27 protein-coding genes are annotated in these 22,881 nt (G+C 33.2%); 9 read left to right on the forward strand and 18 right to left on the reverse strand.

From position 1 onward, the window contains the following. Positions 1 to 46: 46 nt before the first annotated feature. The 5 genes from K8344_RS12130 to K8344_RS12150 form a co-directional block, all read right to left on the reverse strand. Positions 47 to 481: a nitrous oxide reductase accessory protein NosL gene (locus tag K8344_RS12130; RefSeq protein ID WP_237608953.1), complete on the reverse strand. Its 435-nt coding sequence runs from the start codon at positions 479 to 481 to the stop codon at positions 47 to 49. Between the two features lie 93 nt (positions 482 to 574). Further along, complete coding sequence (locus K8344_RS12135; RefSeq protein WP_237608954.1) at positions 575 to 1,192, reverse strand: hypothetical protein; 618 nt, start codon at positions 1,190 to 1,192, stop codon at positions 575 to 577. A 139-nt stretch (positions 1,193 to 1,331) separates the two neighbouring features. Next, a complete protein-coding gene (gene nosZ / locus K8344_RS12140) occupies positions 1,332 to 3,302 on the reverse strand; it encodes a Sec-dependent nitrous-oxide reductase (RefSeq protein ID WP_237608955.1) in 1,971 nt (656 codons plus the stop codon). 32 nt (positions 3,303 to 3,334) lie between these two features. After that, positions 3,335 to 3,910: a fasciclin domain-containing protein gene (locus K8344_RS12145; protein ID WP_237608956.1), complete on the reverse strand. Its 576-nt coding sequence runs from the start codon at positions 3,908 to 3,910 to the stop codon at positions 3,335 to 3,337. 72 nt (positions 3,911 to 3,982) lie between these two features. Then, positions 3,983 to 4,486 (reverse strand): c-type cytochrome, encoded by a 504-nt coding sequence (locus tag K8344_RS12150; RefSeq protein ID WP_237608957.1) that lies wholly within the window; start codon positions 4,484 to 4,486, stop codon positions 3,983 to 3,985. A 213-nt stretch (positions 4,487 to 4,699) separates the two neighbouring features. On the opposite strand from K8344_RS12150, the gene K8344_RS12155 reads away from it, so the two are divergent. Next, a complete protein-coding gene (locus tag K8344_RS12155; protein WP_237608958.1) occupies positions 4,700 to 5,527 on the forward strand; it encodes a universal stress protein in 828 nt (275 codons plus the stop codon). 11 nt (positions 5,528 to 5,538) lie between these two features. Here K8344_RS12155 and K8344_RS12160 read toward each other — a convergent pair whose 3' ends face one another. Continuing rightward, complete coding sequence (locus tag K8344_RS12160) at positions 5,539 to 6,171, reverse strand: hypothetical protein (protein ID WP_237608959.1); 633 nt, start codon at positions 6,169 to 6,171, stop codon at positions 5,539 to 5,541. Between the two features lie 202 nt (positions 6,172 to 6,373). Here K8344_RS12160 and K8344_RS12165 point away from each other — a divergent pair, with 202 nt between their 5' ends. Together K8344_RS12165 and K8344_RS12170 are read left to right on the forward strand one after the other, a co-directional pair. Continuing rightward, the gene (locus K8344_RS12165; protein ID WP_237608960.1) at positions 6,374 to 6,883 is read left to right on the forward strand and encodes a hypothetical protein; all 510 of its coding nucleotides are present in this window, start codon (positions 6,374 to 6,376) and stop codon (positions 6,881 to 6,883) included. A 299-nt stretch (positions 6,884 to 7,182) separates the two neighbouring features. Next, on the forward strand, positions 7,183 to 8,025 hold the full coding sequence (locus K8344_RS12170) for an ATP cone domain-containing protein (RefSeq protein WP_237608961.1): 843 nt from the start codon (positions 7,183 to 7,185) through the stop codon (positions 8,023 to 8,025). A 48-nt stretch (positions 8,026 to 8,073) separates the two neighbouring features. Here K8344_RS12170 and K8344_RS12175 read toward each other — a convergent pair whose 3' ends face one another. The 7 genes from K8344_RS12175 to K8344_RS12205 all read right to left on the reverse strand — a co-directional run bounded on the left by K8344_RS12175 (position 8,074) and on the right by K8344_RS12205 (position 14,599). After that, positions 8,074 to 8,556 (reverse strand): acyl-CoA thioesterase, encoded by a 483-nt coding sequence (locus K8344_RS12175; RefSeq protein ID WP_237608962.1) that lies wholly within the window; start codon positions 8,554 to 8,556, stop codon positions 8,074 to 8,076. A 212-nt stretch (positions 8,557 to 8,768) separates the two neighbouring features. Then, entirely contained in the window at positions 8,769 to 10,139 is a 1,371-nt protein-coding gene (locus K8344_RS12180) for an MBL fold metallo-hydrolase RNA specificity domain-containing protein (RefSeq protein WP_237608963.1), read from the reverse strand. Positions 10,140 to 10,141: 2 nt separating this feature from the next. Then, on the reverse strand, positions 10,142 to 10,975 hold the full coding sequence (locus K8344_RS12185) for an ATP cone domain-containing protein (protein WP_237608964.1): 834 nt from the start codon (positions 10,973 to 10,975) through the stop codon (positions 10,142 to 10,144). 16 nt (positions 10,976 to 10,991) lie between these two features. Further along, entirely contained in the window at positions 10,992 to 11,843 is an 852-nt protein-coding gene (locus K8344_RS12190) for a universal stress protein (RefSeq protein ID WP_237608965.1), read from the reverse strand. Between the two features lie 41 nt (positions 11,844 to 11,884). After that, the gene (locus K8344_RS12195) at positions 11,885 to 12,736 is read right to left on the reverse strand and encodes a universal stress protein (protein ID WP_237608966.1); all 852 of its coding nucleotides are present in this window, start codon (positions 12,734 to 12,736) and stop codon (positions 11,885 to 11,887) included. A 36-nt stretch (positions 12,737 to 12,772) separates the two neighbouring features. Further along, complete coding sequence (locus tag K8344_RS12200; protein WP_237608967.1) at positions 12,773 to 13,615, reverse strand: universal stress protein; 843 nt, start codon at positions 13,613 to 13,615, stop codon at positions 12,773 to 12,775. Positions 13,616 to 13,753: 138 nt separating this feature from the next. Further along, the gene (locus tag K8344_RS12205) at positions 13,754 to 14,599 is read right to left on the reverse strand and encodes a universal stress protein (protein WP_237608968.1); all 846 of its coding nucleotides are present in this window, start codon (positions 14,597 to 14,599) and stop codon (positions 13,754 to 13,756) included. Positions 14,600 to 14,742: 143 nt separating this feature from the next. Between K8344_RS12205 and K8344_RS12210 the strand changes: the two genes are divergently transcribed. Beyond that, positions 14,743 to 14,976: a hypothetical protein gene (locus K8344_RS12210; protein ID WP_237608969.1), complete on the forward strand. Its 234-nt coding sequence runs from the start codon at positions 14,743 to 14,745 to the stop codon at positions 14,974 to 14,976. A gap of 61 nt (positions 14,977 to 15,037) precedes the next feature. Here the strand turns inward: K8344_RS12210 and K8344_RS12215 are convergent, their stop codons facing one another. From K8344_RS12215 to K8344_RS12225, 3 genes are all read right to left on the reverse strand, one after another. Next, complete coding sequence (locus tag K8344_RS12215) at positions 15,038 to 15,877, reverse strand: universal stress protein (protein WP_237608970.1); 840 nt, start codon at positions 15,875 to 15,877, stop codon at positions 15,038 to 15,040. Between the two features lie 83 nt (positions 15,878 to 15,960). Then, complete coding sequence (locus K8344_RS12220; protein ID WP_237608971.1) at positions 15,961 to 17,019, reverse strand: response regulator; 1,059 nt, start codon at positions 17,017 to 17,019, stop codon at positions 15,961 to 15,963. A 1-nt stretch (position 17,020) separates the two neighbouring features. Next, positions 17,021 to 18,256, reverse strand: a complete 1,236-nt coding sequence (locus K8344_RS12225) for a PAS domain-containing sensor histidine kinase (protein WP_237608972.1) — start codon at positions 18,254 to 18,256, stop codon at positions 17,021 to 17,023. Positions 18,257 to 18,369: 113 nt separating this feature from the next. Here K8344_RS12225 and K8344_RS12230 point away from each other — a divergent pair, with 113 nt between their 5' ends. The 5 genes from K8344_RS12230 to deoD all read left to right on the forward strand — a co-directional run bounded on the left by K8344_RS12230 (position 18,370) and on the right by deoD (position 21,482). Further along, complete coding sequence (locus K8344_RS12230) at positions 18,370 to 18,765, forward strand: hypothetical protein (RefSeq protein ID WP_237608973.1); 396 nt, start codon at positions 18,370 to 18,372, stop codon at positions 18,763 to 18,765. Between the two features lie 73 nt (positions 18,766 to 18,838). Next, positions 18,839 to 19,705, forward strand: a complete 867-nt coding sequence (locus tag K8344_RS12235; protein WP_237608974.1) for a DUF3298 and DUF4163 domain-containing protein — start codon at positions 18,839 to 18,841, stop codon at positions 19,703 to 19,705. A gap of 121 nt (positions 19,706 to 19,826) precedes the next feature. After that, on the forward strand, positions 19,827 to 20,129 hold the full coding sequence (gene trxA / locus K8344_RS12240; RefSeq protein ID WP_237608975.1) for a thioredoxin: 303 nt from the start codon (positions 19,827 to 19,829) through the stop codon (positions 20,127 to 20,129). Continuing rightward, positions 20,129 to 20,800, forward strand: coding sequence for a deoxyribose-phosphate aldolase (deoC, locus tag K8344_RS12245; RefSeq protein ID WP_237608976.1), 672 nt, complete (start codon positions 20,129 to 20,131; stop codon positions 20,798 to 20,800). Before trxA ends, deoC begins: the two co-directional genes overlap by 1 nt. Continuing rightward, complete coding sequence (gene deoD, locus K8344_RS12250) at positions 20,784 to 21,482, forward strand: purine-nucleoside phosphorylase (protein WP_237608977.1); 699 nt, start codon at positions 20,784 to 20,786, stop codon at positions 21,480 to 21,482. Before deoC ends, deoD begins: the two co-directional genes overlap by 17 nt. A 73-nt stretch (positions 21,483 to 21,555) precedes the next feature. Here the strand turns inward: deoD and K8344_RS12255 are convergent, their stop codons facing one another. Beyond that, positions 21,556 to 22,392, reverse strand: a complete 837-nt coding sequence (locus K8344_RS12255) for a universal stress protein (protein WP_237608978.1) — start codon at positions 22,390 to 22,392, stop codon at positions 21,556 to 21,558. Between the two features lie 10 nt (positions 22,393 to 22,402). Then, complete coding sequence (hpf, locus tag K8344_RS12260) at positions 22,403 to 22,702, reverse strand: ribosome hibernation-promoting factor, HPF/YfiA family (protein ID WP_237608979.1); 300 nt, start codon at positions 22,700 to 22,702, stop codon at positions 22,403 to 22,405. Between the last annotated feature and the right edge of the window lie 179 nt (positions 22,703 to 22,881).

Genomic DNA, 22,881 nt, shown 5'->3' on the forward strand with positions numbered 1-22,881 from the left:
AGGCTTCTTAGCGCCTTAAAATTTAAAAAACTGCAGAAGTCTATTTCTATTTCAATTTTAAGTGTTTCTGAATATCATTCCAGTTATATATTTTACCAGTAAACGTTTCTTGTGCTTTTTGAGCCTCTTCGATATTTGTAAATGCAGATAGGTTAGCCCCCATAGGACTTTGTAAATTTTCACTTACCAAATAGGATGCGTTTGAAGCATCAATCAATTCACTTGGATTATTTAGGTTAGCCACTATTTTATACGCCATTTCTGTGTCCTTAAATTCATCTTGTAAGGAATGAACCATACATTCAATAGCATCATATTTATACGCCTTCCCTTTAGCCGTAACCATCTGTGCAGCGTGTTGTCTATCTACAATAGTCATATCGCAATAATAACAAGCATCTGAGCCATAATTAATGGGTTTCGGTTGGATATTACAGGCTGCAAACACCAATGAAATTAGTAATAATTGTATGACTTTCATGATTTTAAAAGTTTTAAGGTTTACCCCTTTCATTTTAATAAGACGTATATATATTTTATTAATTCACATTCCGCTAAACAAGGGAAAGGAGTATTAATTATATTCTTTTTTATATTCTTTTTTACCAACAAAGAAGGCTACTACAGTTAATAACATCCCAGTAAGTATCATATAAGCTCCTGCTCCTGGCCAAGAATCTACATCGAAATTCAACATTTTTTGATACCCGATAAGCGGTGGTTTATAAGTCATAGGTGTACCATCAGGGTTTTCTAACTTCATTATAGCTTTTGGATCGAGGTCTGTTCCGTATTCTATCAACCAAAGGTTAAAATCATACATCCCTAATAAACCTAGAATGGACATTACTATAAACCAACCTAAAAACCATTTATAACTTACTTTTCCTAAGAAGCCAAGAATTCCGATGATGACCCCCAATGCAACCATAAGTCCGATTACTTTTGGAAACACATCGAACTCCCACATTTCTTCCACTTTAGGGATTGGTTTCATCCCGATATAGTGGTTAATGCCGTCGATATTTTGAATATCAAATTCTTCAACCCCTTGAATTCCTTGAATGTAAATATCCATTCCTAAAGGCTGTGGATATTGTGGTGCACCAAGCATAATATTCCACAATGGGAATTTAAAAAGACCCAATAATAGCAAGGAGCCAATTATCATTATTATTCCTGCTTTTTTCATTTGTAAGAGATATTAGATGTGAGATGTATTGAATTTTAGGATTTAATTACTTTAAAAAGACGGGGGAAATCAACAACCCCCGTCTTCACTGAAAATACTACTAATCACTAATATGTATTTTCACTACTAAAAACATCTTTTAATCTTCACCTAAAGTCCAAGACAATTCAATATCCGAATCAGCGGGGCTAACACGTACATATCCTTGCATTTCTTGGTGAAGTGCCGAACAGAAGTCGGTACAGTAGAATGGCCATACACCTACTTGTTTTGGTTCCCAAACTAAAGTTTCGGTTGCTCCTGGCATAATTAGCATTTCGGCATTATTTGCACCAATTACTGCGAAACCGTGAGGTACATCAAAATCTTGTTCGTGGTTTGTAATATGGAAATATACTTTGTCACCCACTTTTACACCTTCAATGTTATCAGGGTTAAAGTGACTTCTAATCATATTCATATAAATATGAACTTCTTTTCCATCGCGCTCCACTCTAACATCGCTGTTGTCTAATACTGCATATTTGTGTTTGTTTTCTGCTAGTTTGAAAATTTTTCTAGACTTCGGAGCTACCATTTCTGCAGGAATAGCAGCTGCGTAGTGAGGTTCACCAATAGTAGGAAAGTCTAGCAATAGTTCCATTTTATCTCCAGTAATATCAAATAATTGAGCAGATTGGGTAAGTTCAGGACCGGTAGGCAAGTATCTATCTTTTGTAATTTTATTTAAGGCTACAAAGTATTTTCCAAATGGCTTACGTGAGTTTCCTCCAGGAATCATCCCGTGACCTACAGAGTAGAATACTGGTTGACGGTCTAATACTTCCCAAGTTCCCACTTTCCATTTTACAACTTCAGAAGAGATAAAGAAGGTTGTATAAGCATTTCCTTTTCCATCAAATTCAGTGTGTAATGGGCCTAATCCTGGTTGTTTTACAACTCCAGCAAGAATATCCTCAAAGTTTAAAATTGGAATACCATAGGCTTCTCCATCAAATTTCTTGTTTTCGATGGCATCAAGCATTTTAGTAAAACTGTGAACAGTTAAATCGGCAGAAAGTTTTCCATTACCGATAATGTATTCTCCAGTAGGATCTACGTCACATCCGTGAGGAGATTTTGGAGTTGGCAGAAAGTAAACTGCTCCTGGCACTTCTAATGGGTCTACAGTAAGAACCTCATCAATCATAGTAGAAGTTGCAGTATGCGTATGCTCATCTAAAACGTTGTGTGCATATTTAGCTGGTACTTTTTTCCCGCCACCATTATTTACGTATTCTTCAATTTTTTTCCAGTTTACAGCCGCAATAAAGTCTTTATCGTTTTGTGAAGCGTTTACTTCCAATAACGAGTGGGCTTCCTCGGTATTATATGTAGTAAAGAAGAACCAACCATGACTCTTATCACGTCCTGGGTGAGAGAGGTCGTAGTTAAATCCAGGCATCATTAGCTGGAATTTAATATTCATTCTTCCTGATTCTTGATCTACCTTAATAAAAGTTAAGGCCCCTTTAAAGTTACCCTTGTATTCATTAATAGACATATCTTTCTGTGGCACTGGCACAGAGAAACGTGTTCCTGCTACAACGTACTCAGTATTTTCAGTAATAAATGAAGAACTGTGGTTACCCGCACTATTTGGGATTTCAATAATTTCTTCAGTTTTAAAACTTTCTAAACCTATACGTGCGATACGTGGAGTGTTGTTACCATTAATAAATATCCAACGTCCATCTAGTACTCCTTCAGTTTGAGAAATATCAGGGTGGTGAGAGTCGTCCCAAGGTACAAAACCGAAAGATGTATTTAGCATTGGTTTAGTCTCCTCGGTATATCCCCATCCATTTTCTGGGTTCTGAGAAAACACTGGAAGTACTTTTAACAAACGTCCTGATGGTAATCCGTACACACCAAGTTGTCCACTAAATCCTCCAGACATAAATCCGTAAAACTCGTCATGCTCTCCGGGAGCCACATACACCCTTTCGGCAGCATTGGTTGCCAAACCTCCTTGGCTTCCACTTTTGCTCTTTTTTGTTCCGCCATCATTACAGCTAACCAAACCGGCTACCATAATCGCGGATATTAAAATATTAATTGATTTTTTCATTGGTCTATTATTTAAGTTACATTGTTTTAAAACTAATTTGCAGGTAGAATTACCTTATCTACCACGTGTACAATTCCGTTACCTGCAGGTACACTTGCTATAATTTTTGCTCCTCCTACAGTTACATCATCACCATTTACTTCCACTATTGCATCACTACCATCTGCCTGACCTACTTTTTTAAACTTTTTTAAAAAATCTTTCGAATAATTACCAGGTGTTACGTGATGTTTAAGTATTGAAGCCAATTTCTCTTTGTTTTCTGGCTTTAATAAATTTTCTACAGTACCCTCAGGCAAAGCGTCAAAAGCCTCATCAGTTGGTGCAAAAACCATTAACGGACCCGCGTTAACTAGTGAATTTTCTAAACCCGCCGCTTGAACCGCTGCTACTAATGTTTGGTGGTCTGGCGAACTCATTGCAATTTGAAGAACATTAGGGGCAGACTCATCATCGGTAATAAATGCTTGCCCTTGCTTTTTAGGCACACTATTTTCTACGGAATTCTCAATAAGGGTTCCGTTTCCTTCCGAATTTGTTTCGTTTTTACACGCGGTATAAGCGAGTAATAAAACAGAAACAACAAGTACTTTCAAAATCGCTTTCATCCTGCTTCTCAGTTATTTTAACCCTTGCAGAACGATTAGTCCTGCAAGGGAAATTTGGTTAGTTAAAAATTTTTATAGGGTTCTAAAATACTCTAGTATTTGCCTTGCTTCTTCTTCTGTTAAGCTTTGATTTGCCATTGGCGAACCATTGAATTCTTGTAATAAAGCTTTTGCTAGTGGATCGTTTTTAACCATTCCTTCCGGGTCGAGTATCATATTCATTACCCATTCTGGAGTACGTCGCTCCAAAATTCCCGTTGGAGCTGGACCGATAAACTTTTTGTCAACTTTATGACAAGCCATACATTTTGATTTAAATAACTCTAAACCTTTGGCAGCCATTGCATCGTCAACTTCAGCAGAAAGATCAACGTTTTTAATAGGACCTACCCCTTTATTAGTAAGGTCGATAGTCTCGGAAGGCTTAACAGTTGAAGCTGGTGTTTCTTTTGGAGTTTCCGTTGGAGCTGGTTTTTGCCCAATTTGAATTCCTTCTTTCTTTTTCTCTTCTTTTCCACCGCAACTTACTAAGAGTAAAATTACGAGTGCAGCCATCGATTTAATTATGTTTTTCATAGTTGTTAGAATTAAATTATAGAACAAATGTATTTTATAATGGAAGCTTGTAAAATGATATTTATCATATTTATGACCTTTTGGTCATTTATTGTAAAATTAATTATCTTCGGTAAATTATGTTGTAATTTTAAAATTGAAAATCTAGATATTAATGACATAAATCATTCTTTAAAACAATCGTTGTCAATACATTTGAATAAAGAATAGCTTATGAAAAATATACTCTTACCTACAGACTTTTCTAAAAATTCAAAAAATGCAATCGAATATTCATTGAAGCTTTTTGAAGGAGAAACTGTTACATTTCACATTTTGAATTCACAAAAACCAACAGGATATATGACTGCAGATGTTTTATATGGCGCTGCAGGAGATTCCGTTTATGATGGGATTTTAAACGACAATAAAAAGGAACTTGAAAAGTTAATTCGATACTGTGAAACGCAATCTGAAGGTGAAAACTTCACATTTGTCCCGAAAATTGATTTCGACAATATAGTTGATGCTGTAAATCAAGCAGTAAGTTTAAATAATATTGAACTTATTATCATGGGCACAAATGGAGCAACTGGAGCTGAAGAAGTTGTATTTGGAAGTAATACATTAAAACTAATTAGAAAAGCAAACTGTCCAGTTTTAGCAATTCCTGAAGGATATGTCTATAATAAAATTGAATCCGTTTTACTGTCTGTAAATTCCCAGTATGAACTTAAAACTGATGGTTTAGCAGTAGTTTTAGATATAATTCGAAAACACGATGCAACTTTAAAAATATTGAATATAGAAGAAAACAATGTAGAAGTTGATCCACCAAATGGTAATAATTTCGATCAATTGAAAGATATAAATATAGAGCGTTTTTGTATTAGGAAGATTCCTTCTGCTGTTGCAATTGATGCCTTTACACAATTAATTCCTGTTCAACTTCACGCTATGTTTGTAGAAAGAAAGAGTTTGTTAGACCGTTTTATATATGGCTCAGAAACTTCCAAAATCAGCTATAGCTCTAAGGTGCCTCTGTTGATATTTAGAAAATGATTTTAAGAGTTTTACCTTAGAACTAGCAAGTTGTTCTTCTTAAGTGCTTGCATCAAAGTATTTACATAGTCTCGAATAGAAGTAGCTGCAGTAGGAGGATTTACTATATCTATTTTTCCTCTCCATATTAAATCGTTGTTCCTACCTGGGCAAAGGCAAAACAAAGATGTTTCTGTATTATAAACTGGATAATCTTCAATGTGGTCATTTCCATAAACTACCTTATTTTCATTGTAGTAATCATTAAATGACTGAAAAGATCTTTTAAGGTTTCTGTAAGATTGCGCCATAGTTACCTTGTTTTCCTGTCCTACTATTTTTGAAAAAAGTACTGCATCGAAACTTTCGTTTAATAATTGCTTTTTTAGAGCTTCTAAATTCTCTTCAGATTGATCAATCTCGTTCACATTACTTTTAAAGTAATCTACACTTTTAATGGCGATTATATTTTTATCCTTTAAAGCCTTTACAAGACTGTATTCAAATTGGCGTTGCAACCCACCATCTGGAGTTAACCCCACTACCAATACTTTCTGAGCTTGAAAGTTCGGGCTTTCCTTATTAATGTATTCGTCTACCAAGCGACTACTCGAACAACCAGCAATCAGAATTACTAAAACGAAAAGCAATACTAAGTTTTTCATCGGATTAATATTAGAAAGACAATAATAAGAATTGCCATATGTAAATATACGTTTCTCTTTTTTAAATTAATTGAAAATAAAATTGTTGGAATAAAAATATGTGGTTTCAATAAACCTTAATATGATTATAATCATAACTTCTCGATATAAAAATCCCGTGATTTGTTAAAAGTTAAACAAGAAAAATCAAAAATTATAAATAATGAAAAAAACAATTTTATCATTAGCCATCATTTTAGCTTTTTTAGTGAGCTGTAACGAAACAAAAACAAAAGATGTAACCACTAGTATTGAAGAAATGCACGAGCACGATACTTCCAATTCAAATGCTACCCACGAAGAAGTAGCTGCCGAAATGCATGCTATAAATAATGCATGGGTAGATGAAATAAAACTAGACAATGGAGATAAATGGGAAGCAAATATTGAAACTACTGAAGGAGTAAATAAAATGTTAGATATGCTTAAGTCTACTGAAACTAAAACCACTGAGGGCTACCACGCTTTAGCTTCAAATTTAAATGAAGTAAAAAACTTTGTTGTTAAGGAATGTACTATGGAAGGACCATCTCACGATAATTTACACGTTTTCTTACATCCACTTATCGAGAAAATCGAGGCGTTAGGAAAAGTATCAACTGTAGCCGAAGGCGCACAAATCAAAAAAAGTATTAAGGAAAATCTAGATGGATATTTTAACTATTTTGAATAGAGCAAATAGCATCTTTTACAATAATTCAAAGTCTTCCTTAGCTTAAATACTCAATGGAATTAGCTGTCCGGAAATAAACATGTTTTTATTTAAAACATTTAACCTATAAGGCTTATTTAGTATTATTTCAACTTAAATGATATTCAGTAAAATCACTAAATAAACATTATAATTATCGAGTTTTGTATATGTTGAAAACAGACAGGTTTATATTGAATTGTATGAATAGAAGTTCTACATTGCTAAAAAACACTTGTTTGAAGAATTTTTTACAGATTTTTAGAATAATATAATACTATATGGGGGAAATAAATATTAAAATAGAAAAATTCAACGGCGACATTGAAGAATTTAAAGTCGAAAAATTAAAAAATTCACTCAGAAGAAGTAAGGCTTCTGAAAACGAAATAGATCAGGTAGTTAATAAGATCATGCCTACGCTTTACGACGGAATGAAGTCTAAAGAAATTTACAAAACAGCGTATTCTATACTAAAAAAACTCAATCGCGTATCAGCTTCTAAATACAGCCTAAAACGGGCTATTTTAGATTTAGGTCCTACAGGATTCCCTTTTGAAAGTTTAATTGGCGCCGTTCTTAAGCACCATGGTTATACAACACGGGTTGGAGTTACTTTACAAGGGGAATGTATAACACACGAAGTTGATGTTCTAGCCGAAAAAGATGGTAATGCTTACACTGTAGAATGTAAATTTCATGCAGATCCTAGGGCTGTAAGTAATGTAAAAGTGCCGCTATATATTAATTCTCGATTTTTAGATATTCAAAGGCAATGGAATAAAGATTCTGAGAAAAAATCTCATTTAAAACAAGGATGGTTAGTTACTAACACACGCTTTTCGAAAGACGCCATTGATTATTCCGAATGTGTTGGATTGCATTTAATGAGTTGGGATTATCCTGATAACAATGGAATTAAACACAATATTGATAAATATACCCTCTACCCTATTACCACGCTAACAACTTTGACAAAGAAGGAAAAACATCTTCTTATCGAAAAAAATGTTATTCTAACCAAGGAATTATACGAGTCTTCTTTTTTACTTGAAGAAATAGGACTTTCCCCAATACGACGAAAAAGGGTTTTAAATGAAATAAAAAAGCTGTGTAATCTTTAATAAAGAAAGTTTACACAGCTTTTTCCATTATATATTTTCTAATGAATATTATCGATTAGAATCTATCGATATATTTTGAATTAGTTCATAAACTTCAGGCGCTCTACTATTTAGCCTAACTGGTTTCCAGCTTTTATCCAACCACATATGCAGCGATGTTCCAGATGCCAGAAGTTCTCCTTCAGGTTCTCCCTCTATACTTTCATCTCGAGACAAAGGCGTACCTGCTTTTCCCAGTCGTCTTGCTTCATAATAGAATTCTAATTTAACTGCAGATTGACTCTTTATCTTTGTAAATACCCCGATAGCCTCATCGTAAAGTGCGGGTTTATGATATTTAACTTGAACATCTAAAACAGGCAGCATTAACCCCATACTTTCCATTTTGCTGTAAGGAAGCCCGTTGGAACGCATCATTTCTGTACGACCAATTTCAAACCAAGTAACGTAATTGGCGTGATGCACTACTCCCATTTGGTCTGTTTGCTTATAGTGTACTCTCAAATTGTGCTTGTGCCAGAATTCTTTCATAGTTTATCTTTAAAATAATAGCCGATAAAGGCTAGAACGTAACTAATAATTCAACTTTTTTAAAATTAGTGATGAGCTTTTTCAAGGCTACAACAAAATTAGAAATTTAAAAAGCTAATAACCATCACATTTTGAAAATAGATTTGAGGATGCAGAATAGAACTAAAAGGTTTCTTACATCCAATCAAATCACTTCAAAATAATTAAATTATCTACACTAAGATTTCCTTAACATCAAGTAGCTTAGGAATTGAAACCTTCCAACCATAAGTATCTTGAAGTTTTAGGCGAAGAACATCTTGTGCTGTGGGCTCTCCGTGAATTAAAAATGTATCCTCTGGTATATTTTTAATTTCACTCGTCCAATTTAGAAGTCCTTGTTGATCTGCATGGGCAGAAAGACTTTCAATATGGTGTATCTCTGCCTTCACTGGGTGATATTTTCCAAAGAATTTTAATTCATGAGCTCCTTCTAATAGCTGTCGTCCACGAGTACCTTCAGCTTGGTAACCAACTAGCAATACGGAAGTATTTGTTTTATCAATCATTTGTTTTAGATACGTCAATACTCTCCCGCCCGTAACCATTCCACTTCCAGCAATAATTACCTTGGGTTGTAGGTTATCTATTGTTTCCCAAGTTTCTTTATAGGATGTAATTATATTCATCCTTCTATTCATGGCATTAAAATCTTTCATTGGTATTTTGTGCCAATCTGGAAAATTCTGAAATACGGACAATACATTATTTCCCATTGGACTATCAATAAATATTGGAATGTTTGGAATTCGGTTTTCATTGTACAATTTCCAAAGCAAAAACATTAAAGTCTGTAGCCGTTCTACAGCGAATGATGGAATTATAAGATTCCCCCTATTGTTAATCGTTTTGTTGATGAGTTCTACCAATTTATCTGAAACACTTTCTTGCGGATGAAGTTTATTTCCATAGGTGCTTTCAATAAATAAATAGTCGGCCCATTCTGGTTTTTCGGGTGGAGAGAGCAATAAGTCGTGTTCGCGACCAATATCTCCAGAGAAGACAAAAGTTTTACCGAAAATATCCAATTCAATAAAAGTGGCTCCAATTATATGCCCGTTATATTTAAATCTATATTTAATGTTTTCTGAAAGTTGAATCCATTGATCTCTTTCTTCCGATTGGAAAAAACCTAAGGTAACCTCAGCTTCTTGTAAAGTGTAAAATGGCTCGGCAGGTGTGTGTTTAGAATATCCTTCTTCATTTGCTCTTTCAGCTTCTTCCTCGTGAATTTTTGCACTGTCTAACAATATAATTTTTGCAATTGCTAAAGTTGGTGCTGTCCCAATAATTTTGCCCCTATACCCCTTTTTTACCAATCTTGGTAAATATCCTGTATGATCTAAATGCCCATGCGTTAATAATACAATGTCGATTTCAGAAATAGCTATAGGTAAATCTTCCCAGTTTTTCTCCCGCATCTCCTTTACCCCTTGAAACATTCCACAGTCAATTAAAATATTTTGCTCTGGCGTTTCAATATAGAATTTTGACCCTGTTACCGTTCCAGTTGCACCTAAAAAATGAACTTTAATTTTTTGCATAACTAGTTGTGTTTACACAAGATTTTTATCTCTTCTAAAATTCGAGCTTGTCTATTTTCAGAAATTCCCAGATGGTCTAAATAAAAATCATCGTTTATTAATTGTTTGCAAAGCACTATATCACGACTGAGCAAAAACTGTTTTTCTCGCTGGCTCAACAATGTTGAAGCAGTAATTGGGTAAAGCCCCAATCGATCTATCCGGTCTTTAATCCCGTTGTCTTTTGGGTAATCCCAACTTAACAAATAGAGTCCTGCACATTTCCCGTATTGCAAGGCATCTTTTGAAAAACGAGTATTAGTAACCACCCAACCTTGGGTTGGCTTTTCTACTTCATTTTTAACGTTATAATTGTTTAAAATATCTCGATATCGGGAATGGATATACAGTGGAATTTTCACATTACAATTTCGACCTTCATCACTGTGAAACTTACATTCTACAACAATAATTTGGTCGTTTTTTCGTGCAACAACATCAACCTCGTGAAGGACGCATTTTCCTTGTAAAAACTGCCCAGTTTTTACATTATAGCCACTATAAAACAACAGGGCAGCTATAAATTTTTCAAAAGGAAATCCCGTTGGTCCTAATTCGTAAATTGCTTTTTTTAACTTGTATTTTGAAGCATAGCCTTTCTTCTCTTTTTTAAGAAGAGCAAAGGCGCGATTATATATTTCTCTTGTTGAAATGCCCTGATATAACTCGTCGCGGACGTTGTTGGAAATTTCATTAACCAATGCCTCTTCTGCTCCACTTTTTCGAAGTGAAGATTTTAATTTATCGATTGAAAAATTTGTCCGTTCTCCAGAATGCTTAATAATTTCAACATCCATTATTTCTTTAATTTAACTATGTTCTGGAATCGTGTAGCGCCAATATTGGCACTTTAGAATGTACACCAAGGCTTTTAACCAAAGGATTTGTAAAAGCACTGCCAAAAAACCAATGTTTTCTGTTTACAAAAGCTATCATCCCACTTTCACGTTCATCAATAAACGTGAGCAGTTCTTCTTTAACCCCTCCACTATCAATCCAGTGATATGTAAATTCTAAGTCTTTAAAATGGTTTTCTAGTTGACTTCGGTTATTTTTTTGTCTTTCAGTGAGATTGGTTTCCTTCCCAATATGTAAAATACGAATCGGAGAATTGCCTTGTTTTGCAATTTTCACAAAGGTTTTCATCTCACTTTCGATATAGTGACTTTTAAAATTGGTTGGAAATACAATTTCATTAATATTTCTGTAGGATATATTGGAAGGAATTGCGAGAACGGCACAATCCCTTATATTTTCCATGATATTTACCGAATTTCTACCGTAGGCAACTTCTCCATCATTAGTTACACCGCGGGTTCCCATGACTATTAGATCAATATCATTTTTTTTTACTTTTTCTTCTATTAAGTCTATAAAAGATCCAAATTTGTGATCGTAGTATATTGTATGTCTAGGATTATCAGCTAACAGATTTACCTTATTTTTAAGAAAAATCATTTTCTCTGCTGAATGTCTTGCTGCAGCATCATACTCAGATGGTTCTGGTTCTGGAAATAAGAAATTTCCACGAGCGGAATGCTGTAAAAAATAAGAGTGAAAAATATAAAATGTACAATCTATATTTTTAAAAAGCTCAAATGTGTAGACAATAGCATTAAATGCATTTCGCGAATAATCAGTAGGAATTAATATATTTTTATGCATAGCTAAAAGTTTATTTGTGTATTGAACCCCACTCTAAAATTCTATGTTCTTACATCGTGCATTGCTAATAGTGGAACATTAGTATGCTTACCGAGTTCTTTCACCATAGGGTTTGAAAATATACTGCCAAAAAAGTTGTGTTTTTTATTTACAATTGCAATCATTTCGCTTTCTCGACTTTGAACAAAACAACTTACGCCATCTTTTAAATCTACATCATACAATCTATGATGCGTAAACGATGCTGGATCTAAAATTTTTTCTAATAGCAATTTGTTGTCTATTTGAGGTTGTGATAAAGCCTTCCCCCTTTGCACGTGTAAAATGCGAATTGGTGCATTTAAAAGCCGAGAAATCTCTACTAAAGTAGACAGTTCCTTTTCCTTATAATGTGTTCTAAAGCTTGTTGGAAAAACTATTTCGTTTGGCTCCTTAAATAATACTGTAGATGGAATGGCTAGCACTGGGCAACTTCTAATTTTCTCCATCACATTAACAGCATTACTTCCTAAGATAACAGTTTTATTATCTGTTTCACCTTGAGTTCCCATTATAACAAGTTCTATATCTTCTCTGGCAACAACAGTTTTCATTACTTCGAAAAATGGTCCAAACTCGCTAAAATATTTAAAACTGTGTTTCTCATTTTCTTCATAAAAACTCATTTGAACTTTTAATCTTTCAATATTCTTTTCAGAACGTTCTTTTACAATACTTAGGTCTTTATCTGTTGGCTGAGGACTTAATAAATTGTCTTTAGAATATCCTGATAGATAGTATGTGTTTAGAATAAAAAATTCACAATATTCGCGTCTATATAGTTCCATTGCATATTTAATAGCGTTAAATGCATTGCGTGAAAAATCTGTGGGTATTAATATTCTTTTCTTCATAATATCTGTTTATTTAAACTTTTAATTTACAATATTTTATTTAATCTTTGATGGAATTACTAGAAGTGGAACATAATCGTGTTTTCCAATCCGGTTTACAACTGGCTCACGGAAAAGTTGTTTTATAAAATTATGTTTATGATGTATGATTGTAAATAGATCTATATCCTCTTTTTCTACAATAGAATGTAAGGTATTAGAAATATTTCCCTTTTTCGGTACAAAGTGAAAATCTACATCGTATTCAGTTAAGTCTACCAAAAACTTGTTATAGTTTTCTTTTTGTGTTTTGTCAAGTTCTTTTTCCGAACCTACATTAATAATGTGAATTTGCGAATTGAACTGTCTAACAAGCCTTGTGATTGGTTTAAATTTTGAAAAACTAAAAAACTCATTGTAATCGCTAGCAAAACCAATCTTTAAAGGAACTACAAACTTTACGTGATTGGGAACAATAAGTAAAGGACAGTTTTCTAGCGATTTTAAAACTTTTATTGTTGTACTCCCTACTAATACATCTTCTGCACTAGTTCGCCCTTTATCTCCCATCACAACAAGGCTTACTTCATCTTCCTTAGCCATTTTATTGATGGTACTCGACAAAGATTCTGGGGTTAAAATAAATTCGTAATTATGCCTTTGCTTCGGGGTGCTTAGTTTAATTTTTTGAAGCAATTTTTTACTTTCTTCTTCAGGATTTATTTTGACGTTTTCTGTTTTAACACTTAGCCCTGCAAGATTATTATTATTTCTACTCTGCGAACTATAGGAATGTAAAACTACTATACACAACGACTCATCACCGTAAAGTTTTGAAGCATAATGCAATGCTGCAAATGCATTATCAGAAAAATCTGTAGGGACAATTATTTTTTTCATGGACTAAAAATTAGTGGTTTAAGCTTCAATTTATTTAAAATGAAGCTTTAGAGTCTATGTGGTTTTGGTAGTATAAATTATTCAAAATTCCATAGATAGCAAAGAATAATTAGATAAATGATCGGTTAAAATTTTTTACTAACGCGGTAAGTTTTGAAGTACTAAAAATGGAATATCAATTTTTAAACCTATTTTTTCTATAGTTGACTTGTACAAGATATTTTCTAAATAAGAATGCCGTGTATTCACCATAACTAGCATATCAATAGGGTTTTCTATAATAAATTTATTAACTGCTTTAGTTACATTCTTTTTATCCTTTTGAACAAAATCTATCTGATTTTCACTTAAACAAGCTTCCATAAAGGCTTTATTATCATGTTGCCTTAAAGACAAGTTATTAAATTTAGATACGTACAAAAAGTTAATTTTGGAAGCAAAGCATTTAGCTAGTGACCCTAATAGCTTTAATTCTCTTCTTTTAAAAGGAATCATAAAATCTGATGGAAACAAGATGTTTTTTGGATGAACATCGGTATAGATTTCTGGAATAGCCAAAACAGGACATTTCACGTATTTAATAACTTGAAGTGTATTACTACCAAAAGTGATATTTTTATCGTCGGTTTCCCCTTGTGTTCCCATCACGACAATATCAGCATTTTTACTTTCCACCCATTCATTTACCGTATCCACCAATAAGCCAAATTCAGCAACTGTAAAAATTTTATGTTTTGGATTTGGTGAGTAAGCGAAAAGTTCCTTTTTCATTTTAGCTAATTTCTCTTCTACATCACTGAGTGTCTTTGCCTTTAAATTGTCAAAATCGGCATCTGGCAAATTTATTTTTTCATTATACACTCTATCTGCAAACGCGTGTATAAGATAAATTTCAGAATGACCGTGCTTAAAAAGCTCGGCAGCATATTTAGCAGCATTCATGGAGTTATTAGAAAAATCGACAGGAATTAAAATTTTGTGCATTAGAAAGTATTTAGAGGTTTAAAAGTAAATATACGTTTTTCTTACTGAAATAAATATGATAAGTATCAGCTAAACACTTGATATTTAAGGTTTCATTATGAAACATTAGGTTTCGATTTTCGTAACTTTAAAATAAAAATGTTATGAAACTCTCTGTTATTTCATATTTGGTAATAACTACTTTAGTATTGACGACAGTTGCAATATTTGCAGCCTTAGGATTCTCATTCGATTATATTTTTTTCCTCACTGTTATAGGTGAAGTATTATTGATATATTCGGTCTATAGCGTTTTGTCTGATTATTACACTACAGATAAAAAATTTAAAGATTTTTATGAGGATCATCCTATAAAAAAAGAAGAAGACAAACTTTAAAACTATTGTTTTAAAAACCTATCAAGCTCTTTTTTAAATTATAGATGCTCATAAATATCAACTATTCGTGAATCACTAAAAACGGAACATTTGGCTCATAACTCACTAATTTAGCCACGGGCCTTAATAACAAACGCTCTATAAAATTTAAGTTTTTAGCTACAATGGAAACCATACTTATATCCCAAGTTTCGATAAAATTTTTAAGCCCTGTTTCTAGTTCCTTATTTTCTACAAAATGAAAACTGTGTTTCTTTTCTCTAAAAGAATAGTGTAAAAAACCTTTATTGTCGGTTTGCTCGCTATTAAGTCCTAAATTATGTGTTCTTATATTAAGCACCCGAAGTGCTGAATTATGCAGTTCCAGATTATCGGAAAGTGTCGAAAATATTTTACTTCTAAATATATTGTTATAATCGGTTATAAAGGCAATATTGCTTATTTTTCTAAATCTAGCATTACCAGGTATAACCATTATTGAACATTTAACCTTTGTAATAACTTCACAGGTATTACTTCCTAGCCTTTTTAAATTAGAAACAGACATTCCTCTGGTTCCCATTAAAATATAATCTATTTCTTTCGCAATTACCTGCTTGCGAATAGCTTCTACTAAGTTTAAGTCGTCTTCTATTGCATAGAACTTATGCTGAGCGTTTAATCTGGATGTTTTACAGGTGTTAATTAGCGATTTAAGTTTGGAGGAAGCGTTTTGAAGTGTAGTTACATTAGCGATAGATTTTGTGAAACCATCCCCCTCTCCATTTGGTTCTTGTATTTCAATTGAAGCTACATGAAGTAAATAAAAATTGACTGGAATATCAGCAAAGTAATCTAGCGCATAACGAATTGCATTATGCGAATTTTTAGAAAAATCTGTAGGAATTAAAATATTTTTCATTTTACCAAAGTCTCACAGGCAAAGTTATCCGTAAGCTTTGATATTAGAAATGATAAAAATCAGTTTTGAAGGAGGTAATTGTGTTATTCTATAAACTTTAACCTGTCTAGGTCTACAATGTGAATATCACGCCCTTCGATTTCAATAATTCCGTTTTTCTTGAATTCAGATAGCGTTCTAATTAAACTTTCTGTTGCTATTCCTGCAGTTGCAGCTAAATCATTACGCGAAATTCGCAAGGGCGCTGAAGTGTTTTTATTCATAATTTCAGCAAATTGAATGATAGTAGCTGCAGTTTTCTTCCTAACCGAACTATAGGCCATCCTTATAAGTTGCTGCTTTATCTCGGTTAAATTATCGCTAAGAAGATTCATTAATTCTAAAGTAACATCCTTACTTTTTATTAAAATGTCTTTTAGATAAGTTTTGGATAAACTAACCAGTTCTACATCTTCTACCGCTGTAGCAAACTCGGCATAAGGTAGATTATCTTCAAACGAGGTAAATCCTAAAAAATCGTCGGCTTTGTATAATCCAGTAATAAGCTCTTTCACATTATCGTCCATGGTATGCGTTTTTACAACTCCTCTGGTCAATAAAAAAATGTTATTTGAGTGATCACCAGCACGATAAATAGTTTCACCTTTTTTATAATTGGCAATGGTACCCTCATCGCAAAAATAATTTTTTAGCTGATTTAAATTCCTTGGGGCGTCCTCATCTTCAACTACATCTACATTGATGCCTGCGTTAATTGAACGCATAGATAAGATGGCAGATTTCGCCAATCTACTTTCTATAGCACTAATTAAATCCGCTTCATCAAATGGTTTAGTAAGGTAATCATCTGCTCCCATATCCATTCCTTTTCTTATTTCTTTGTGCTCGGTTTTAGCAGTAAGAAATATAAAAGGTATATGTGTGGTTTTTTCATTTGAAGCTAATGCCTCTAACACGCCGTAACCGTCAATTTCAGGCATCATAATATCACAAACTACAATATCGGGTAATTCCTTGAAAGCTTGTTCAATCCCTAATCTGCCATTTGCCGCAGTAATTACGTTATAATCTGATAGCTCTAAAAGCTCGGCTGTATTTTCCCTTAGTGCTGTATCGTCTTCAATTAGAAGTATTTTCTTCATATTAACTTTTTGGAATTTTACTTGGGAAGGTAATAGTAAATGCACTTCCTTTATTTTCTTCACTTTCGAAGATTATAGTACCACCTATATTGTTTAGATGACTTTTAACAATATTTAAACCAATGCCAGTTCCTTGATTCAATAAAGCATTTTCAGCTCTAAAATATCTGTTGAAAATAAATTTCTGCTCTTTTGCAGGAATACCAATCCCTTGATCGATAATTTTTATACTCATAGCGTCCTTCTGAGGCAGAACAATTACATCGATACTTGTGTTTTCTGGGGAATATTTTATGGCGTTATTAATAAGGTTAGTTAACGATAATTCTAAAATTTTTTCGTCAAAATAAACCTGTATGCCGTCAATGTTTTTTGGGTAGTTAATTTGCTGACCTTCCTTTAAAAGCATATTAGCATTATAGATCACTTCATTAACTACTTTACTTAATGGAAAAGTACTGTACTTATAAGTTTCCCTCCCAGATTCTAGACGTTCAATAGATAAGAAGTCGTTGAGGATATTATTTAGATACTTTACTTTATTTTGAATGGTTTTTAAGTGTTTCTCTCTTTTGTCTTGTTGGCTAGTCTCTTTGTATTTCTCTACCAATGTTGCAGACGTGAGGATTCCACTTAACGGGGTTTTAAATTCGTGTGAAACTAAGGATAAAAACTTTGTTTTAAGCTCACCTAATTCTCGTTCTTTTCTTAAAGACTCTTTAATTTTATCCTCGGCATCTTTCCTTTTTACTACTTCTTTTTCGAGTTCTATAATACTTTCTTTTAAAGCTTGTGTTCGCTTTTCAATTTTCAATTCTAATTCATTATTGAGCTCTCTAATTTGCAACTCCTGTTGTTTTCTAACAGAAATATCTGTAACCAAAGCCATTACATATTTGCTGCCATAAACTTCAAATGGATTTAGTCCAGCTTCAACAGGAAAGGTGCTGCCATCTTTTCTTTTACCATATAAATCACGACCATGACCCATTTGTCTCGGGTCGCTATTTTCCATAAACTCATTAACCTGAACATGATGATTACTCCTATATTCCTGAGGTATTAAAACACTAAGGTTTTTACCAATTAGTTCACCGTGTTCGTATCCAAACATTCTATCACCCGCATCATTAGAGGTTACAATTTCATGTTTGTCGTTAACAATAACAATCCCTTCTGAAATAGCTTCAGAAAGAATTTTAAAAATGTTACCTTTTTTTTCGTCAAATACTTTCATTCCTTACAAAAGTAAAGAATTTTATCAGTTTCCCTTAACTGATTTATATCATTAAAATTAAAATGAATTAAAACTAGATTTACACACTTTATAACCACAGAATTATGGGTATTATGGATAAACCACAATTGCTTTTTTACCAGAAAATGGGAGAACTCTTTTACGCAATTGCAGCTGCTGATAAGGTTGTGCGCAAAGAAGAATATGAAATTCTTAAAAAAATGGTGCTAAATAAGTGGAAACACATTGATAACGATAAAAATTCATTACAAGAAGCCGCTGCACACCAAATTGAAATTGTATTTGATTGGTTCGACTATGAACAGCTTGATGCAAACGACTGTTTCGACAGTTTTGCCGATTATAAAAAGGAAAATTCAAAACTCTTTACTGAAGAGCGAAAAAAACTAATTTGGAAAACTGCTGATGTCATTGCCAGTTCTTTTTCAGGTAAAAACAAAAGCGAACTTGTAATGCTTGCCAAATTAAAGTTGCTACTTGAGGAATAACTCTTAATTATTCTTACTTTTTTCTCTACAATATAAATCTTTCATTATTTTTATAAATCAAACCAAAATTAAAATGAAAAACCTTCTTCCAATCCTTGTCTTTCTTTCACTTCTTGCGTGTAAAAACGACACTAATAAAGTAAAAATTGAAAGTGAAGACGCACAACCAATTGAAAAAAACGCTGATTCCTTCAGTGTATCAGATAAGGATTTGAAGTTGAAGGAGCAAACTCTAGATATTAAAAGAAAAGAACTACTTGAAAAAAAGGATCAAAAAGAAGAATTAGAGACATTACTAGTTTCTAAGTCATTTTTAAAAAAAGATGAATGGTTTACATTAGATTTTAAATACCCTTATTTGAATGAAAAAATTAAACCACAATTTGAGAACTTCAATCAGTATATTACGGATAATTATTTAGACATTAAAGAAATAGAAAAGCAAATTTTAGACGAAAAGCGCTTGTGTGATTCATTGGGAATTCCAAGACAAAATGAGCTGCGAAGTGTAGACTACAAAATCTATAATCTTAACGATAGAATAATAAGTGTACTTTTCTATAAAGAAAATCACTACACGGGTGCAGCCCATGCTGCTTATACCTTTGAGACTTTGAACTTTGATTTAGAGCGCGGAGTTTTCTTAAAATTTGAAGATTTTTTTAACGACGGAACGGAAGAAGAAGTTCAGGAAATTTTAAACGAATTTTTAAAAGAAAAGATTCAATCGGGCGAAATGTATTACGATTGTTGGACAATTTCAGACGACGATTTTTTCAATGCTAAAAACAATTTTGTAATAAACGATATGGTTGTCGAATACTATTTTGACGACTGCATAATCTGCCCTTCATACACTGGGACGTATTCTATTAAAATACCCTTAGAAATGCTGAAACCAGTGCTTAGAAAGCATAAAAAGAACCTTTTAATGTTATAATTTAGCGAACAAAACTTGATACTTTAGCCTTCAAATATTAAATTATCGTTTAAATATAAATCGTATTAACGCACAGCCAAATACTAATACTATTTGGCAAATTTAATCCTAAAAAAATTCTATGAAAAGTAATTTTAAAGATATCATTAATTCCGGAACACCTGTTCTTGTTGATTTCTTTGCTGATTGGTGTGGACCTTGTAAAATGTTAGCTCCTATTTTAAAACAAGTGAAAGATGAACTGGGTGATTCTGTAAAAATCGTAAAGATAGACGTTGACAAAAACCAACCACTTGCAGCACAATTTCAAGTGAAAGGTGTTCCTACCATGATTTTATTCCGTAATGGAGAGCAAAAATGGCGACAGAGTGGTGTTTTGCAAAAAGATGAATTAATTGCAATTATCAATCAGCATAAAAACTGATGGAATTAAATCAATATATAGACCATACTCTTCTTAAAGCCACAGCTACAAAAGATGATATCATCAAACTTTGTAATGAAGCTAAGGAGTATAACTTTTACGCTGTTTGTGTGAATAGCTGCTATATTTCACTGGTAAAAAACGAACTTAAGAATAGCGACGTAAAAATTGCTGTAGTTGTTGGTTTTCCTTTGGGAGCTAATTCTGCCAATTCAAAATTATTTGAAGCAGAACAAGGTGTAAAAAAAGGTGCCGATGAAATTGACATGGTGCTTAATTTAGGATTTTTAAAATCTGAAATGTTTGATGCTGTTGAAAAAGAAATTTCAGATATAAAACAGGCAATTGGAGGTAAAATTTTAAAAGTAATTCTTGAGACTTGTTATTTATCCAATAGCGAGATAATTACCGCTTGTAAAATTTCAAAAGCAGCCGGAGCAGATTTTGTAAAAACATCCACAGGGTTTGGCACTGGCGGCGCGACCGAGGAGGCCGTGAAACTAATGGTTGAAACTGTTGGTGATACATTAAAAGTAAAAGCTTCTGGGGGCATTAGAGACGCAAAAACAGCAAAAAAATACATCGATCTAGGCGTGAGTAGAATAGGAACTTCTTCCGGAATTCGAATTGTTACATCAAGCAATACAAGTACAAATGAGCACACATATTGAAGCCAAAATAGGCGAAATTGCAGAATCTGTTCTTCTCCCTGGCGACCCTTTACGCGCAAAATGGATAGCCGAAACGTATTTAAAAGACGCTAAATGCTATAACGAGGTACGCGGAATGTATGGTTATACTGGCACATATAAGGGAAAGCGTATTTCGGTGCAAGGTACAGGAATGGGAGTTCCGTCAGCCTTAATTTATTGTCACGAACTTATAAAAGACTACGGCGTTAAAAACTTACTTAGAGTAGGTTCGGCAGGTAGCTATAAAAAAGATATTAATGTTCGCGATATAGTAATTGCAATGGCAGCATCATCCAATTCTGGCATCAATAAATCACGGTTTTCAAACTCCGATTTCGCTCCTACTGCCGATTTCAATTTGTTTATGAAAGCTGTGTCTTATGCTAAAGAAAATAATATTTCTATAAAAGCTGGAAATATTCTTACAACCGATCTGTTCTACGAAGACAATGTGGAAGATTATAAAAAATGGGCTGAATACGGGGTGCTTTGCGTGGAAATGGAAACTGCAGGGCTCTATACCATTGCGGCAAAATATAATGTAAAAGCTTTGTCTATTCTAACTATTTCAGACTCCCTAGTAACTGGTGAGACTACGACTTCTGAAGATCGAGAAGGAAGTTTTTCTAAAATGATTGACATAGCGTTAAACACCGTTTAGTAAAAAAAAGAAAGCAGAAATTCACCAATTGAATTTCTGCTTTTTATAGTTAATTGATGTCGATAGCAACTAACTAAACTTTAAATGTCATAACTGGCAAATCTGAGTGGTTTACTACATCTTCCCCTATACTTCCTGAGAAAAAGTGTGCTAAGCCTTGTCTACCCTGTGTGGGTAAAGAAATAATATCTGCATTAACTATTTGGCTGTAACCAAAAATTCCTGCTTCTACAGAATATTCGTTGTAGTGAGCCACACTGTTTAAGCTTTCCAAAGGGTTGGCTTCTCCAGCAGATTTGAAAAAATCTAAAATTCTTTTTTCAATTTCTCTTGTACTACGAAAATCTCCAGCTAGGTTTATATATACCATTTGCATATCTATTCCGAAAATTTCAAAAACCTCTTTTGCACGTTTATAAGGTCCAACTGAATTCTCTAAAAAATCACAGGCGAATACCCCTAACTTCGGATTAAATTTTTCGTGTCTGTGTTTTATCACTAAAACCGGAATTTCTGAAGTGCGAACCACTTTCTCGGTATTACTACCTACAAAGACTTCTTTTAAACCAGAGCTTCCGTGAGATCCCATTACTATAAGATCTATGTTCATTTCTTTAGCAACGTCATTTATTTCACTAAAGATTGTATAATTATGAACTGTATCGGTTACTTTAACACCTTCTAAGTAATCTTTATCCAAAAGTTCTGCAAACTTTGTTTCAGCAAGCCTCATATAGTACATTGCCTCAAAAACCTCTCTCGATTCGTTTTTTGTTACTACCGCATCACTAAGCCCCATCATATGCAAGGCAATAATTTCAGCGTTTTGTTTTTTAGCAATTCCAGCAGCCACCTCCATGGCGTAATCTGAGTATTTCGAGAAATCTACAGGGACTAATATTTTTTTCATCTTTATGTTTTTAGTGGGTTGAAAATTTTGCTTTACGTTTTTTAAGTTGTCTTTCTAAATCTGAGATTGTTTCTTTAGCTGCTGCTTCAAAAGTTGATTCGGTTGAAGTTGCAAATATTTTAGGTCCAGGCAGACTTAACTCAATTTCACAAATGTTACCTTTTCCATAGACGTTATTTTCCATTTTAAAACTTACATCTGCACGAATAATCCAGTCGTATTTATCACCTAGTTTATTCAGTCTTTGTTTAACATAATCAGACATTGCCTCACTAGTTGGCATTTTTATGAATTGAATGTTTATAGTCATAATATCACAAATTTGTTACTTATTATATCAAATATAACCTTAATTAACGAGTCTAATAATGACTAAAATCATATTAAGCTTCATATTAAAAATAAAACAAGAAAAATTATCCAAATAAACTTTGAAGGCTTTAGCTTTAATTTTATAAAATATTATATTTGCGCTCTGTTCGAGAAAGC

It is taken from the genome of Aequorivita xiaoshiensis, assembly GCF_022008395.1.
In the GTDB taxonomy this organism is placed as follows: domain Bacteria; phylum Bacteroidota; class Bacteroidia; order Flavobacteriales; family Flavobacteriaceae; genus Aequorivita; species Aequorivita xiaoshiensis.

What these genes read in the sequence shown, in the direction of transcription:
- K8344_RS12225 (WP_237608972.1), bottom strand. Translation starts at nt 18,256, where the DNA reads ATGAAAGTATTTGACGAAAAAAAAGGTAACATTTTTAAAATTCTTTCT.
- K8344_RS12255 (WP_237608978.1), bottom strand. Translation starts at nt 22,392, where the DNA reads ATGAAAAAAATATTAGTCCCTGTAGATTTCTCGAAATACTCAGATTAC.
- K8344_RS12150 (WP_237608957.1), bottom strand. Translation starts at nt 4,486, where the DNA reads ATGAAAAACATAATTAAATCGATGGCTGCACTCGTAATTTTACTCTTA.
- K8344_RS12135 (WP_237608954.1), bottom strand. Translation starts at nt 1,192, where the DNA reads ATGAAAAAAGCAGGAATAATAATGATAATTGGCTCCTTGCTATTATTG.
- K8344_RS12180 (WP_237608963.1), bottom strand. Translation starts at nt 10,139, where the DNA reads ATGCAAAAAATTAAAGTTCATTTTTTAGGTGCAACTGGAACGGTAACA.
- K8344_RS12165 (WP_237608960.1), top strand. Translation starts at nt 6,374, where the DNA reads ATGAAAAAAACAATTTTATCATTAGCCATCATTTTAGCTTTTTTAGTG.
- K8344_RS12195 (WP_237608966.1), bottom strand. Translation starts at nt 12,736, where the DNA reads ATGAAGAAAAGAATATTAATACCCACAGATTTTTCACGCAATGCATTT.
- nosZ (WP_237608955.1), bottom strand. Translation starts at nt 3,302, where the DNA reads ATGAAAAAATCAATTAATATTTTAATATCCGCGATTATGGTAGCCGGT.
- K8344_RS12160 (WP_237608959.1), bottom strand. Translation starts at nt 6,171, where the DNA reads ATGAAAAACTTAGTATTGCTTTTCGTTTTAGTAATTCTGATTGCTGGT.
- K8344_RS12220 (WP_237608971.1), bottom strand. Translation starts at nt 17,019, where the DNA reads ATGAAGAAAATACTTCTAATTGAAGACGATACAGCACTAAGGGAAAAT.
- K8344_RS12185 (WP_237608964.1), bottom strand. Translation starts at nt 10,975, where the DNA reads ATGGATGTTGAAATTATTAAGCATTCTGGAGAACGGACAAATTTTTCA.
- K8344_RS12215 (WP_237608970.1), bottom strand. Translation starts at nt 15,877, where the DNA reads ATGAAAAATATTTTAATTCCTACAGATTTTTCTAAAAATTCGCATAAT.
- K8344_RS12200 (WP_237608967.1), bottom strand. Translation starts at nt 13,615, where the DNA reads ATGAAAAAAATAATTGTCCCTACAGATTTTTCTGATAATGCATTTGCA.
- K8344_RS12155 (WP_237608958.1), top strand. Translation starts at nt 4,700, where the DNA reads ATGAAAAATATACTCTTACCTACAGACTTTTCTAAAAATTCAAAAAAT.
- K8344_RS12230 (WP_237608973.1), top strand. Translation starts at nt 18,370, where the DNA reads ATGGATAAACCACAATTGCTTTTTTACCAGAAAATGGGAGAACTCTTT.
- K8344_RS12170 (WP_237608961.1), top strand. Translation starts at nt 7,183, where the DNA reads ATGGGGGAAATAAATATTAAAATAGAAAAATTCAACGGCGACATTGAA.
- hpf (WP_237608979.1), bottom strand. Translation starts at nt 22,702, where the DNA reads ATGACTATAAACATTCAATTCATAAAAATGCCAACTAGTGAGGCAATG.
- deoD (WP_237608977.1), top strand. Translation starts at nt 20,784, where the DNA reads ATGAGCACACATATTGAAGCCAAAATAGGCGAAATTGCAGAATCTGTT.
- K8344_RS12190 (WP_237608965.1), bottom strand. Translation starts at nt 11,843, where the DNA reads ATGCATAAAAATATATTAATTCCTACTGATTATTCGCGAAATGCATTT.
- trxA (WP_237608975.1), top strand. Translation starts at nt 19,827, where the DNA reads ATGAAAAGTAATTTTAAAGATATCATTAATTCCGGAACACCTGTTCTT.
- K8344_RS12235 (WP_237608974.1), top strand. Translation starts at nt 18,839, where the DNA reads ATGAAAAACCTTCTTCCAATCCTTGTCTTTCTTTCACTTCTTGCGTGT.
- K8344_RS12175 (WP_237608962.1), bottom strand. Translation starts at nt 8,556, where the DNA reads ATGAAAGAATTCTGGCACAAGCACAATTTGAGAGTACACTATAAGCAA.
- K8344_RS12205 (WP_237608968.1), bottom strand. Translation starts at nt 14,599, where the DNA reads ATGCACAAAATTTTAATTCCTGTCGATTTTTCTAATAACTCCATGAAT.
- deoC (WP_237608976.1), top strand. Translation starts at nt 20,129, where the DNA reads ATGGAATTAAATCAATATATAGACCATACTCTTCTTAAAGCCACAGCT.
- K8344_RS12210 (WP_237608969.1), top strand. Translation starts at nt 14,743, where the DNA reads ATGAAACTCTCTGTTATTTCATATTTGGTAATAACTACTTTAGTATTG.
- K8344_RS12130 (WP_237608953.1), bottom strand. Translation starts at nt 481, where the DNA reads ATGAAAGTCATACAATTATTACTAATTTCATTGGTGTTTGCAGCCTGT.
- K8344_RS12145 (WP_237608956.1), bottom strand. Translation starts at nt 3,910, where the DNA reads ATGAAAGCGATTTTGAAAGTACTTGTTGTTTCTGTTTTATTACTCGCT.